The organism is Paraburkholderia sp. BR10937, from assembly GCF_040965695.1.
Classification (GTDB): Bacteria; Pseudomonadota; Gammaproteobacteria; order Burkholderiales; family Burkholderiaceae; genus Paraburkholderia.
The window spans coordinates 1-13396 of sequence record NZ_JBFRCL010000003.1; the positions used below are offsets into that span (position 1 = coordinate 1).

General features: G+C 63.2%; 13 protein-coding genes. 4 read left to right on the forward strand and 9 right to left on the reverse strand.

Going from position 1 to position 13396, the window contains the following annotated elements; genetic code table 11:
• Positions 1–166 precede the first annotated feature (166 nt).
• From AB4Y44_RS03425 to AB4Y44_RS03435, 3 genes are all read left to right on the forward strand, one after another.
• Positions 167–1051, forward strand: a complete 885-nt coding sequence (locus tag AB4Y44_RS03425; protein ID WP_368698713.1) for a Kdo hydroxylase family protein — start codon at positions 167–169, stop codon at positions 1049–1051.
• An 85-nt stretch (positions 1052–1136) separates the two neighbouring features.
• The gene (gene waaA, locus AB4Y44_RS03430) at positions 1137–2444 is read left to right on the forward strand and encodes a lipid IV(A) 3-deoxy-D-manno-octulosonic acid transferase (protein WP_368698714.1); all 1308 of its coding nucleotides are present in this window, start codon (positions 1137–1139) and stop codon (positions 2442–2444) included.
• A gap of 588 nt (positions 2445–3032) precedes the next feature.
• Positions 3033–5036 (forward strand): acyltransferase family protein, encoded by a 2004-nt coding sequence (locus AB4Y44_RS03435; RefSeq protein ID WP_368698715.1) that lies wholly within the window; start codon positions 3033–3035, stop codon positions 5034–5036.
• A gap of 27 nt (positions 5037–5063) precedes the next feature.
• Here the strand turns inward: AB4Y44_RS03435 and ureG are convergent, their stop codons facing one another.
• From ureG to AB4Y44_RS03480, 9 genes are all read right to left on the reverse strand, one after another.
• Entirely contained in the window at positions 5064–5714 is a 651-nt protein-coding gene (gene ureG / locus AB4Y44_RS03440; RefSeq protein WP_368698716.1) for an urease accessory protein UreG, read from the reverse strand.
• A gap of 12 nt (positions 5715–5726) precedes the next feature.
• Entirely contained in the window at positions 5727–6407 is a 681-nt protein-coding gene (locus AB4Y44_RS03445; protein ID WP_368698717.1) for an urease accessory protein UreF, read from the reverse strand.
• Complete coding sequence (gene ureE / locus AB4Y44_RS03450) at positions 6394–7080, reverse strand: urease accessory protein UreE (RefSeq protein WP_368698718.1); 687 nt, start codon at positions 7078–7080, stop codon at positions 6394–6396. The genes AB4Y44_RS03445 and ureE overlap by 14 nt, the downstream gene beginning before the upstream one ends.
• A 9-nt stretch (positions 7081–7089) precedes the next feature.
• Complete coding sequence (gene ureC, locus AB4Y44_RS03455) at positions 7090–8796, reverse strand: urease subunit alpha (RefSeq protein WP_324158462.1); 1707 nt, start codon at positions 8794–8796, stop codon at positions 7090–7092.
• A gap of 41 nt (positions 8797–8837) precedes the next feature.
• Positions 8838–9143, reverse strand: a complete 306-nt coding sequence (locus AB4Y44_RS03460; RefSeq protein ID WP_368698719.1) for an urease subunit beta — start codon at positions 9141–9143, stop codon at positions 8838–8840.
• Between the two features lie 17 nt (positions 9144–9160).
• The gene (gene ureA / locus AB4Y44_RS03465; RefSeq protein ID WP_028208480.1) at positions 9161–9463 is read right to left on the reverse strand and encodes an urease subunit gamma; all 303 of its coding nucleotides are present in this window, start codon (positions 9461–9463) and stop codon (positions 9161–9163) included.
• 251 nt (positions 9464–9714) lie between these two features.
• The gene (locus AB4Y44_RS03470; protein WP_368698720.1) at positions 9715–10620 is read right to left on the reverse strand and encodes an urease accessory protein UreD; all 906 of its coding nucleotides are present in this window, start codon (positions 10618–10620) and stop codon (positions 9715–9717) included.
• Positions 10621–11020: 400 nt separating this feature from the next.
• On the reverse strand, positions 11021–11596 hold the full coding sequence (locus tag AB4Y44_RS03475; RefSeq protein WP_368698721.1) for a GNAT family N-acetyltransferase: 576 nt from the start codon (positions 11594–11596) through the stop codon (positions 11021–11023).
• Between the two features lie 893 nt (positions 11597–12489).
• Positions 12490–12768, reverse strand: a complete 279-nt coding sequence (locus tag AB4Y44_RS03480; protein WP_368698722.1) for a hypothetical protein — start codon at positions 12766–12768, stop codon at positions 12490–12492.
• 377 nt (positions 12769–13145) lie between these two features.
• Here AB4Y44_RS03480 and AB4Y44_RS03485 point away from each other — a divergent pair, with 377 nt between their 5' ends.
• A complete protein-coding gene (locus AB4Y44_RS03485) occupies positions 13146–13394 on the forward strand; it encodes a hypothetical protein (RefSeq protein ID WP_368698723.1) in 249 nt (82 codons plus the stop codon).
• The last annotated feature ends 2 nt before the right edge of the window (positions 13395–13396 follow it).

Sequence of the window (13396 nt, forward strand, 5' to 3'; positions counted from 1 at the left end):
ACTGAGGCTGCGGGTATAAGAATCGGCGCGCACGAGGGTGCACAGACGTGCACCAGCGCGCGCCAGGGCCTGGCCGGCATGCGGCGCGCGAGACGGCAATCAAGCGCACCACGCTCGCAGCGCGCCGCACCGGCAGGCAATCAGATCCATCGCTCCAGGGGCGACCATGAACGAATCCCAGATCATCGAAGTCACTTCCGCCGACTGGCATGGCCAGCAGCTCTCGCAACCGCGCGAGACGCTGCTCGACGCCGTCGAGCAGGGCAAGGTGCTGTATTTCCCGAACCTGGCCTTTGCGATCGAGGGCGGCGAGCGCGCGCTGCTCGACCCCGCGATCGCCGACCCCAAGCGCAAGAACATCAGCCTCGACCCGAACGGCGGCGCGCTGCACGGCGTGCTCGGCGACACCGTCACGCAGTCTGCCGTGCGCGCGCTGATCGCGCGTTACCAGACCTGCGCGCGCACGCTGGTCGACGGCCTCTTTCCCGAGTACACCGGCAAGCTGCGTGTCGCGCCCACGAGCCTGCGCCTGCATCAGGTGGAAACGCGCCAGACCTCGTGGCGCAAGGACGATTCGCGCCTGCACGTGGATGCCTTTCCCTCGCGTCCGAACTATGGCGAGCGCATCCTGCGCGTGTTCACCAACGTCAACCCGAACGGCGTGCCGCGCGTGTGGCGCGTGGGCGAGCCGTTCGAGGACATGGCAAAACGCTTCCTGCCGAACATCAAGCCGCAGTTTCCGGGCTCGGCGTGGCTGCAGAACCTGCTGCACATCACGAAGTCGCAGCGCAGCGAGTACGACCATCTGATGCTCAATCTCCACGACGGCATGAAGGCTGATCTCGATTACCAGAAGGCGTGCCCGCAGGAGACCATCGGTTTTCCGCCGGGCAGCGTCTGGGTGTGCTTCTCCGATCACACGTCGCATGCCGTGATGTCCGGTCAGTTCATGATGGAGCAGACCTTCTTCCTGCCGGTGAAGGACATGGTGCATCCCGAATGGGCGCCGCTCGGCATTCTCGAACGCCTCAAGGGCAAGGAACTGGTTTGAATCCACGTGCGACGAGCTTGCCGATCCACGCCTCGTGCCGCGCGGCCGCGGCGTTTCGCATGACCCTGGCCGACGCGGAGGCCCGATGCTGAGAGCAATCTATCGCGCGGCCTGGTGGCTCATTGCCCCGCTCGCGGTGCTGCGGCTATTCATTCGCTCGCGCCGCGAGCGCGGCTATCGAGAGCATATCGGCGAGCGTTTCGGCTATGCGGCAGGGCGCTTGCCCGAGGACGATGCGGCGCTCATCTGGGTGCACGCTGTCTCCGTGGGCGAAACCCGCGCGGCTCAGCCGCTCGTCGACGCGCTGCTGGCGGCGCGGCCTGACGCGCGCATTCTGCTCACGCACATGACGCCGGGTGGCCGCGCCACCGGCGAGCAGCTGTTCGGCAATCGCGTGCTGCGCTGCTACCTGCCGTACGACATGCCGCACGCCGTGCGGCGCTTTCTGCACGCGTGGCGGCCGTCGCTTGGTCTCGTGATGGAAACCGAGGTCTGGCCCACGCTCATCGACGAGTGCAAGCGTGCCGACGTGCCGCTCGTGCTCACCAACGCGCGCATGTCGGCGCGCTCGTTCAAGCGCGCGGCGAAGTTCGGCGCGGGCACACGCGAGGTGTTTGGCGGCTTCACGCGGGTGCTCGCGCAAAGCCCCTCCGATGCGGAGCGCCTCACCGCGCTCGGCGCGCGCAATGTGGCGGTGCTCGGCAATCTCAAGTTCGACATGGCGAGCCCGCCGGCGCTGATCGCGCGGGGCCGTGAATGGCGGCGCGCGATCGGCGAGCGGTCGGTGTGGGTGGCGGCGAGCACGCGCGAAGGGGAAGAGGAGCTCGTGCTGCAGGCCTTCGCGGCACTTAATGTGCCGGATGCGCTGCTGATCCTCGTGCCGCGCCATCCGCAGCGCTTCGACGAGGTAGCCGCGCTCGTGGAGCGCAAGAACTACAAGCTCGAACGACGCTCGCGCTGGGCGCCGGCCGCGGCTGCCGCGGCCTCCGCGCATGCGGGCGTGCGTTTGTTGCCGCAGGACGTGAGCGTGCTGCTCGGCGATTCGATGGGGGAGATGGGCGCCTATTACGCCGCCGCCGACCTCGCGTTCATTGGCGGCAGTCTTCTGCCGCTCGGCGGCCAGAACCTGATCGAAGCGTGCGCCGTGGGTGTGCCGGTGCTGATCGGGCCGCACGTATTCAATTTCACGCAGGCCACCGCCGACGCCACGGCCGCGGGCGCGGCCCTGCAGGTTCAGGATCCCGCCGATCTCGCGCGCGCGTTGCGCGAACTCTTCAACGACAAGCCGCGCCGGGTCGCGATGGGCGCGGCCGCGGCGGCATTCGCCTCGCGCCACCGCGGCGCGACGGCACGCACGGTGGACGTCGTGCAGGCGCTCGTCTCCGATGCGTGAATTTGTGCGCGGTAGCGCATGCGCAAGTCACCCAACGACGACAAGGGCGATCAAACCGGCAACGATCGCAGCCATGACTTTCTACCTTCTCCGTATCTGACCGCTGCCAATCTTCGTGTTGCTATATTTTCTCGAGAATTAATATCGCAAAACTAACTATCATCCACCGATCGTTGGTCGACGACGAGCATTGCGGCGCCAATGCAAAGCGCGAGCCCGTGGGGCAGCGCCACTGGGAACGTCGGTCTGGCAGGCGCAACTCCGGATAAGCCGGCGTCATTTTCACCTTGGAGCGTTTTGTTTGTTATTTGAAAGTCCGTCTTTTGAAAGGGACAAAAACGGACGCGTGAAGGGCAATGTATAGACGCATGAAGGGTGGCTTATAGGCGCATGAAAGGATTGGGTCATTGCATACCTTCACGCGCAGCGATGCGTACGTATGCGCACATACGCTCAAACCTGAGCGCGGGTGTACTGGGTTCACGTGGTTGATTTGCGTTCGGGCCACGTCCGCGTAAGGAACGCATTGCTGATTATCGGTGTCGCCTGCGTCCGCTTCACCGACATGCAGTCATCGAAGGCCAGTTCATGTCACCGACGATTACCCCGCAAGTGCTGCCGGTTCCGTCCGCGACGGAAGTGCTCGATAGTCCGCCGGATCGAGCCGCGACCCGCAGCGTATCGACGCATGAATATCGCCCACACGTCGACGGCCTGCGAGCAATTGCGGTTATGGGAGTGATTCTCTTTCATGCGTTCCCAAGCCGAATGGCGGGTGGATTTATCGGGGTCGACGTTTTCTTTGTCATCTCCGGATATCTCATTACCACCATCATTCTCACGAATCTCGAGCGCGACAAATTCAGTATTGCTGATTTCTACTGCAAGCGTATCCGCCGAATTTTCCCCGCGCTTCTTCTTGTATTGTTCTTTTGCGCGGCTACCGGTTGGCTCGTGCTGCTGCGAGACGAGTACCCGCAACTCGGGAAGCACATCGTCGGCGGGACGTCCTTCGTCCAGAATTTTGTCTTGTGGAGCGAGAGCGGCTACTTCGATAGCGGTCACGAGGCCAAACCGCTGTTGCATCTCTGGAGCCTTGCGGTTGAAGAGCAATACTACATATTCTGGCCCCTGCTATTGAGCTATGCGTGGACACATCGCTGGCGCTTCTCGGTCGTGAACGGGGCGATCCTGGCGATGTCCTTCGGCATCAGCGTATGGCTTGCCTGGCGGGATCCCGTTGCTGCCTTCTACTCGCCCCTTTCCCGCTTCTGGGAACTCATGGTTGGCGGCTCGCTTGCCTATATCGCTTTGCGTCGCCCGGATCTGGTTGGCCGATGCGCCAACCTGCTCTGTGCAATGGGAGTGGGTCTCTTGCTGTCAGGATTCTTGCTGATCAATCACGAGCGGCCATTTCCAGGATTGTGGGCGTTGTTGCCGACGATGGGCACATTCTTCGTCATCGCAGCGGGTTCAGGCGCGTGGATCAATCGCACCGTTCTCTCGAGTCGCCCGTTCGTGACTTGCGGGCTGATTAGCTACCCGCTTTATCTCTGGCATTGGCCGTTGTTGTCTTTCGCCCATCTCGTCTGGCCGGACAATGGTCACCCCACGAAGATTGCCGTGGTATTGCTATCAATCTTGCTCGCCTGGCTCACGCACCGCTTTGTCGAGAGGAAGATTCGCTGGCATCGCTCTGCGAATCGAACGGCGCTTCTGCTGGTTCTCGGCCTCGTGCTGATGATGGTTAGCGGCGTAGCGATCAAGGATGCGCTCATCGGTCCCCGCTTCGATGCCGTCAACCTGGCCACGCGGACAGGGTGGCACTTCCTCGCGCTAAGAAGTCCGGATGGGCAGGCTCGGGACGGCATCTATCCCTTGCACGAAGACCGGAAGGCCGCGACGCTTTTTCTCGGCGATTCGCATGTCGCCCAGTATGCCGAACGCGTCTACGCGGATGAGGAGGCCAACCCTTCAAAGAACGGCGCCATCTTTGCTGTCGCCGCGGCTTGTCCTCCCATTCCACACGTTTTAGATCATGATTTGCCGGTCGATTCGGAGTGCGGGTCAGTCCGGCGCGAGGCGCTGGCGAAGGCCGCGAATCGCCGAATAACGACGGTTGTGATCGGCGGCTACTGGAGTTACTACTTCAACGCCCCGGGCTACTACCTGGTCAGCGGCCAGAAGGAACTGAGTCTGGCCACGCCAGCAGGAAGAGCGGCGGCATTCGCCGAACTCGATCGGGAAGTCAGGGAGCTGCAGGCGCAGAACAAAAAGGTCTATGTGCTGCTCGACAATCCGATAGGCGACCCGTTTGACCCGCACGTATTTTTATCGAGAGTCGGCCGCTTCGACCCACGCGAGGCTGAGCAACGCGTGAAAATCGATGGCCTGCAAGAGAGTGTTCGCAAGGAACTGATCGCGCTTGCCCAGCGCGACAATGCCTCGATCATCGACCCCGAGGCGCGCCTGTGTGTGGATGAAGCGTGCATCCGCGTGACGGGAAAATGGTCGGCCCTCTATGAGGACAGGTCACACCTGAACCCGGACTGGATCGTGAAAAACGCCGACTACATCGATCCGTCAATCTGAGAGACCGGTGGTGGGACGTCGATGGGCTCAAGCGCTTTCTGTGACCAGGAGGCCTCGTTTTTCGATGAACGCGATCACCTCATCGAGCCCCTCGAGCGCCTTCAAATTGCACATCACGAAAGGCCGCTCGCCACGCATCTTCTTCGCGTCCGAGGCCATGATGTCGAGGTTCGCACCCACGAGCGGCGCGAGGTCGGTCTTGTTGATGACGAGCAGGTCCGACTTCGTGATGCCGGGGCCGCCCTTGCGCGGAATCTTTTCGCCGCCCGCCACGTCGATCACATAGATCGTGAGGTCCGAAAGCTCGGGGCTGAAGGTCGCCGCTAGATTGTCGCCGCCCGATTCGATGAAGACGATGTCCGCATCGGGAAAGCGCGTGAGCATCTGGTCGACGGCTTCGAGATTGATCGATGCGTCTTCGCGGATCGCCGTGTGCGGGCAGCCGCCCGTTTCCACGCCCATGATGCGCTCGGCGGGCAGGGCGCCCGCGACGGTCAAGAGGCGCTGGTCTTCCTTCGTGTAGATGTCGTTGGTAATGGCGACGAGGTCGTAGCGCTCGCGCATGGCCTTGCAGAGCATTTCGAGCAAGGTCGTCTTGCCGGAGCCGACCGGTCCGCCCACGCCGACGCGCAGCGGCGGCAGTTTCTTCGTTCGTTTGCTGGGTGCGTGCGAATTCATGGTTCGTGTGTGTCAGGAGCGGAAAAGCCGCGAGTATTGCGATTCGTGGCGCGCAGAAAGCACGCCGAGTTGCGGCGCGAAGGTGTTGAGCGCCTCGGGCGGCGTGGCAAGTGCGCGCGCCACGGCTCGTTCGATTGCGGGCCGCAGCGTGACGATGATGCGCTGCCCGGCGAGTTGGCCCAGCGGCACCGCCTTGAGCGCGGCGGCCGTCTGGTTCTCTATCCAGCTGAACGCGTAGGCGGCGAGCGCGGCGTCTGGCGCAGCCGCGTGGGCCCACGCGGCGAATGCGAAGGCCGTGGGCTGCGCAATGGGCGTCATGCGCTCGAGCGTCGAGCGCCGCGCGGCATCGCCCCATTCGAGCTGCGCGCAGAGCTGGCGCAGCGACCAGCCCATCTGCGCGGTTTCGCGCCGCAGTTCCGCCGATTCGCGGCTCGCGACGAATTCCTCGTTGGCAATAATCAGCGCGGGTGCGTCGTGCGAGCGCCAGCGTTCCATCTGGTGCGCCACAAAAGGTAGCTCGCCGCAGGCGAGCACGTTCGCGAGGCCGCCCGCTATCCAGTGCGCGGCGTCGTCGGCGTTCGTGACGAGTTGCGCATCGATTGCGGCTTCGAGTCCCTGCGAGTAGCTGAACGCGCCGACGGGCAGCGCCGGCGACGCGAGATGCAGCAGGGCGGTGAGCTCAGCGATGTTCATGGCTGTGGTCGTGCGCGTGGCCGTCGCAATGACCATGGTCGTGTCCGCAATCGTGGTCATGCGCGTGATTGTCGCCACGGGCGTGATTGTGCGAATGACCGTGCGCAGGGTCGTGCCCGTGGTCGTGCGCTTGCGCGTGAGCGTGGTGCCCGTCGTGCTCCTCGTACACGCGCTGCGCAAGCGCGTAATCTTCGGCGAAGGTTTCGTCGTGGCCGTGGCGGTGGCCGCCGCCGCTTTGACCACTGTATGCGCCCGATTCCGGCTGGAAGGGCAACTCCACACGCTCCACCTGCGCGCCCAGGCGCTTGAGCATGTCTTCGAGCACGGGGTCCGCTTCGAGCCTGAGTTCGTCCGCCCCCACTTCCACCGGCGTATGGCGATTGCCGAGGTGATACGCGGCGCGCGTGAGCGTGAGGCGGTCGGGCGCGCGTACACGCAGTACCGACTCGGCCGCCGCGATCACGCGCACGAGGCCGCCGTCGTCGGCCACGAGCAGGTCGCCGTCGCGCAGCACCGTGCCGCGCGGCAGCACGACGCCCACTTCCTCGCCCGTGTCGAGCGTGGCCGCGAGGCGGCTCTTGCAGCGCGCGTAGTAGGGCAGCGTGAGCGTGGGCGCCCGCTTCACAAGAACGGGCGCGAGCTTCGCATTGAGTCGTTTATCGATCGTGCGCATGGCTAAACTTTAGAACAGGAAGTAACGCTGTGCCATAGGCAGTACCGTGGCGGGCTCGCAGGTGAGCAACTGGCCGTCGGCGACGACCTGGTACGTTTCGGGATCGACGCTGATCGTCGGCTGCCAGGCATTGTGAATCATGTCGGCCTTCGTCACGCTGCGGCAGTTGCGTACCGCCACCACGCGCTTTTGCAGGCCGTAGCGCTCGGGCATGCGTTTGTCGAGCGAGAGTTGCGACACGAAGGTGAGCGACGTTTGTGCAAGCGCCCGCCCGCGCGTGGCGAACATCTCGCGGTAATGCACGGGCTGGGGCGTGGGGATCGAGGCGTTCGGGTCGCCCATCTGCGCGAGCGCGATCATGCCGCCCTTGAGGATGAGCGAAGGCTTGATGCCGAAGAACGCCGGTTCCCAGAACACGAGGTCGGCCCATTTGCCCGGTTCGAGCGATCCCACTTCGTGCGCGATGCCGTGCGTGAGCGCCGGGTTGATCGTGTACTTCGCCACATAGCGCTTCACGCGGAAATTGTCGTGGCGCGCGTTGTCCCCGGGCAGCGCGCCGCGCTGCACCTTCATCTTGTGCGCGGTCTGCCACGTGCGGATGATGACTTCGCCCACGCGGCCCATCGCCTGGGAATCCGAAGAAAGCATCGACAGCGCACCGAGATCGTGGAGGATGTCCTCGGCGGCGATGGTCTCGCGGCGGATGCGCGACTCGGCAAACGCAATGTCTTCGGCAATCGACGGGTCGAGGTGATGGCACACCATCAGCATGTCGAGATGCTCGTCGAGCGTGTTGATCGTGTACGGGCGTGTGGGGTTCGTCGACGAGGGCAGCACGTTCGCTTCACCGCACACCTTGATGATATCGGGCGCGTGGCCGCCGCCCGCGCCCTCGGTGTGGTACGTATGGATCGTGCGGCCCTTGAAGGCGGCGACAGTCGCTTCCACGAAGCCCGACTCGTTGAGCGTGTCGGTGTGAATGGCCACCTGCGTGTCCGTTGCGTCCGCCACGCTCAGGCAATTATCGATGGCGGCGGGCGTCGAGCCCCAGTCCTCATGCAGCTTCAGGCCGATCGCACCCGCGGCGATCTGTTCTTCGGCGGGTTTCGGCAAACTCACGTTGCCCTTGCCTAGAAAGCCGAGATTGATCGGCCAGCCGTCCGCGGCCTGCAGCATGCGCTCCATATGCCACGGGCCCGGCGTGCAGGTGGTGGCGTTGGTGCCCGTGGCGGGGCCTGTGCCGCCGCCCAGCATGGTCGTCACGCCCGAGGCGAGCGCTTCGTCGATCTGCTGCGGGCTGATGAAATGGATATGCGTGTCGATGCCGCCCGCCGTGACGATCTGGCCTTCGCCCGCGATCACTTCGGTCGCGGCGCCAATGGGAATCGTCACGCCTGGCTGCACGTCCGGGTTGCCGGCCTTGCCGATCTTCCAGATGCGCCCGTCCTTGATGCCGATGTCGGCCTTCACGATACCCCAGTGATCGACGATCACGGCGTTCGTGACGACGGTGTCCGCGACTTCCGCGTGCACCCGCTGCGACTGGCCCATGCCGTCGCGGATCACCTTGCCGCCGCCGAACTTCACTTCGTCGCCGTAGACGGTGTAGTCGCGCTCGATCTCGATGATGAGTTCGGTATCGGCGAGACGCACGCGGTCGCCGGTGGTGGGGCCGAACATCTCCGCGTAGGCGCGGCGGCCGATCTTCAATGTCATGTCGGGTTCCTGATGAATTCGCCTGAATTCGCTGGCCGCGCTCAGAGCGGGCCCATCACCTGGCCGTTGAAGCCGTACACGGCGCGCTCGCCCGCAAGCGCCACGAGTTCCACGGTGCGCTCCTGTCCTGGCTCGAATCGCACGGCCGTGCCCGCCGCAATGTTCAGGCGAAAGCCGCGCGCGGCCTCGCGGTTGAACGAGAGGGCGGCATTGACCTCGTAGAAGTGGAAGTGCGAGCCGATCTGCACGGGGCGGTCGCCCGTGTTGGCCACCTTCACGGTAATGGTCTCGCGGCCCGCGTTCAGTTCGATTTCGCCGTCGTCGATCAGCAGTTCGCCGGGGATCATGGCTGGCTCCTTTCGACTCATGGAATCGGATGGTGGACGGTGACGAGCTTGGTGCCGTCGGGGAAGGTCGCTTCGACCTGGATGTCGGGGATCATCTCAGGCACGCCTTCCATCACGTCGTCGCGCGTGAGCAGCGTCGTGCCGTAATGCATGACCTCGGCGACGGTCTTGCCGTCGCGGGCCGCTTCCATCAGCGCCGCGCTGATGAAGGCGACGGCTTCCGGGTAGTTGAGCTTGAGGCCGCGCTCGCGCCGCCTTTCGGCGAGCAGCGCGGCAGTGAAGATCAGGAGCTTGTCTTTCTCGCGTGGCGTGAGCTTCATCGCGTCATCGTATTGGGTCGGTTGGGGCAAGTCTGTCGACCCAGCTTACGGGAGCGAGGTTACGCGCAGCTTGCGGCCTCGCGCGCGGCGCGCACGAATCGATGCAAGCTCACAGCAAGGTGTGTGCCAGTGAAGGGGACAGCGTAGATGCACCAACTGCGAGGTGATTCTGCACCGCGTTGGCGTTGCTGCGCTGCGTTATCGTGCGTGGAAGCGCCGATACGCACCGAAGCGGTGCGTATGACGTGCGCTCAGGTCGTCCACAAGCGCAGCGGCGCGACCTTCACACCATGCACGAACGGCCGCAGCGCCGTCCAGCACTGCGTGAGCGTGTTCTGCAGCGGTTCCATCGAACGCCCGACCACGCGCACGAGCAGCACGCCCGGCGCGATGCAGGTCGCGCCCGAGCGCAGCGCGTCGTCGAAGGGCAGGATGGCGGCGAGGTCTTGCGCGAGCGCCTCGTTGCACGCGGGGCCGATCGCCCACAGCACGCCGAAAGCGGGGTAGCCCGCGAGGCCTTGCGGCGCGTCGCGCAGCGGGTCGTTGGCGTCGATGAGGGCGCGTTCGAGCCAGAGCAGTTGATCGTCGCCTTCGCCTTCCGGCGCCGCGCGCGTTACGCGCGTGAGCGCTCGCACCATGCCGGCCGACCAGCGCTCGCCCGCGGCCTGGCGGCCCAGTTGCGTCGCGTCCCAGCCGATGGCCGTAGCCCCCGCGCCGAGCGTGAGCGCGAATTCGAGTTCGGCGTGGGCGTGGTCGAACACGAGGTTGTTCTGCGGCAGGCAGTCGAGCTTCGCGCCCGCGCCCACGCGCACGTTGATGCGTTGGCGCGCCACGCGGCCGTTCGACTTGTACCACTTGGTCGCGCCTGGCGTCGTGAGCACGGCGTGAGCGCCATCGCCCACCTTCACGTCGATGTCGAGCCGGTCGCCGCCCGCGATGCCTGCTGGCGGATGCACGATCACCGCGTGACAGATCGCATCGCCTTCGGGGTAGAGCGGCCGTTGCACGCGCAACGGCCCCGCGTGCAGGCGATGGGTGAGCGCGGTACGTTCGCCCTGGCGCTCGAAGCCGAGTTCGAGTTTCGCGGCCCATTCCTGATGCGCGGTGCTGCGAAACGTGGTGTTGGCGAGTGCGGCGTGATCGACGTGGAGCGACATGCGTGACGAGGAAAAAGGCGGGGAATGGCGTTGAGGATAGCACGCGTGCTCGCGAGCGCTGACCTTGGGGCCGGAGAGCCTGTGCGTCAAAACCGATTGCATGTCACGCCGGCGCCCAGCGCTCAGATAGATGGCGTTTTGCACCGTCTCGGTATGGATTGCGACCGAGCAAACCACTGGTGAGATGACGAGTCCCCCCCGTGCCTGAAGAACGTCACATCAGCCTTCATGTTTGCCGCTTGCTCCAGCAGGGACTGGGCCGCTGGACGCATACTTCGCCGGCTGATCCTGGACATTGTCGATCCGGGCGCTCGTCATCCGCCATCCCATCGCTGACGAATGAGATGCCAGAGTGAGCACCACACCGGAACAGCCAGCGCGCGACCGTCGGCATATCACCTCACGCAGGCGGTGATGTCTGCATTGTCCGTTGATCGGCCCTGATCCGGGAGAAAAGATGGACGTCGTGAAAGGCCTCTTTCCAGTAGCCCCATTGCCGCATCACACCTTCTTCCACAAATCCCAGGCTTCTCAGAAGTCCAATCGAGGCGTAGTTGTCGAGGTTCGTGATCGCCTGGATACGGTTGATTTGCCAGTGGTCATATGCATGTGCAATCGCCGCGTTTAGCGCTTCGCGCATCAATCCCTGTCGCCATGAATGACGTTCCAATTCGAAGCTAATACTTGCGGAATAGAACTTGGAATCGAATCTAAACCCGCATGAGCCAATGAAACGCATGCTGCATTTCGATACGATGGCCCAGCGCACACTTAGTCCTTCCGCGAGCTCCTTGAGCATAGCTGAGACAAGCAGCCGGGCATCGTCGATGCTGTTTAGCGGCGCCAAGTCGTAAAAGCGCATCACTTCGCGATCGGACCAGATTTCGAATATCCTTTGGGCGTCGGACATCTCGATCGGGCGAAGCTGAATCCGGGCTGCGTTAGAGACGTCGACCTCGGTAAAAAGTGGAAGCATGGGTTTGTCGCGCGTTGACTAGCTTCGATGAAAAAGGACCGGCAGAGTGCAGCAAGCTTTCGACACTCGCACAGAAGCGCCCAACCACTGTCATAGTTCGCGACTTGCAACAGCATGATCTTGAGGCGATCCGAGTGCACGCCTGCAGGTCTGTGAAGCGGGATTCAGACGTCTGTTTTCAGGTTACGCGCGCAAAAACACGGTAGAACTGGGCGACTGAATGAAGCATAGCAGCCAGGTCGGACGAGTTTTTCGGCGCCTCAGCGCGGATACTTACCATCTTTTACGAAGACCACTCTATGTAACCTGTCGTAACCAGAGGGCGCATAACGATACTGTCAGGTCTCTGCTAACGGCAGTGTGGTGATGGAGTCGGAGTCGGGGTGCTAGAAGTCCGCTTGCTGCCAATTCTCTTCGTCGAGCCATTCGCAGCTTTGTCACCAGAGATCCAAGGCCCCGTTGTTTGCCGTAGTACGGAATGCAGCGCAACGCTTAAAGCGCTCCCAGTGGCGCTGCCCACCGCCCATTCATCGACGCCACCGACAGGCAAGCTGCGACACCTACGCATGTTGCCCATGCCAGTCGGCTAATCGCCCAATCTGCGCATCGGTCTACTTTGTGCCGAACGTCAGCCGTTCACCAATTCACCTCGATCGTCTCCAGTTGGCCAACCAGAGCCCGACGACCAAGCGCGGCAAGTGCACGTCGTCGGGCGCTCGATGCAAAGGGCATAGCACGACCCGTTGCAGTCATTTAGCCCCGTGCGACCACAACGTCGGCTTTCAGGCGCAAAGCCGCCAGTGGGCGTCGCTCCCATTCCGTTGAGCGGCAACGAGGCAAGCAGCAGCGCTGCGGGGCGTCCGTGGTAGGGATCCGTGGTCACGCAAAGCCGATTAGCACTCGCCTTTTTTGGCGTGGCCCGGGGGGCAGTGCCAGCCCTTGTCGTGATGGTGATGTTTTTCCCAGTCATCGCGATCCCAGTAGCGGTGACCATCCCAATATCGGTCGCCGTACCATCCGGGCGTGACGACCACAGCGGGAGGTGGGGGTGGGGCAACCACGACAGGGGCACCTACATTTATGCCTACGTTGACATCAGTCGCGTGGACAGCGCTGGCGAGGCTGATTGCAGCAGCGGCGAAAGTCAAGTGAGCAAGTGTGGGTTTCTTCATTAAACGTTCCTCCCCAAGTGAATGTATGTGCGAGACGGACTTGGCCGGCTAACAAAAACGGGCTATAGCGGTCACAATGTCGCGGTGATTTGCAGAACCACTGTAAATTCTAACGTCTGACGCCTTGTTACCCTAAGGCTCGTGCAAGATTATGGGCGGCAGCGCGTAAGGATGCCTTAAGGCATCCGCCCGTAAGATGTCGCGCTCGATCCAGACACGCGATGCTATGTGTCAGGCACCGGTCGTCTTCGGAATTTCTCTGTTCACACCTACCCTGACGCCGCCATTTTCCGTGCTCGTTCTACGCAGTGCGCTGCAATCTCCTACGCTGGACATAGATTGCGTCGATCGCATGCCATGAAAACGATAAAAGATACATGCAGATCATGAGCCCGAACCGGTGGTTATTCTTGGGCATGCTTCTGCTTGTTGTTTCGCTCAGCCTGCTTCTCGTGGTGCTATTTGGTGGCTCGCTCTGGCCGCGAAGCACGCCTGTTTCGGGCCGGGCGGAAAAGCAGGCTGCTACTATCAGCCCGGGGGCGATCAACAGCGCGAACAGCAATGCCACAGGCGTCCAGCCTGTGGCTGTTCGCCTCCACCAGTCCGCAGATTATCGAATGTACTGACG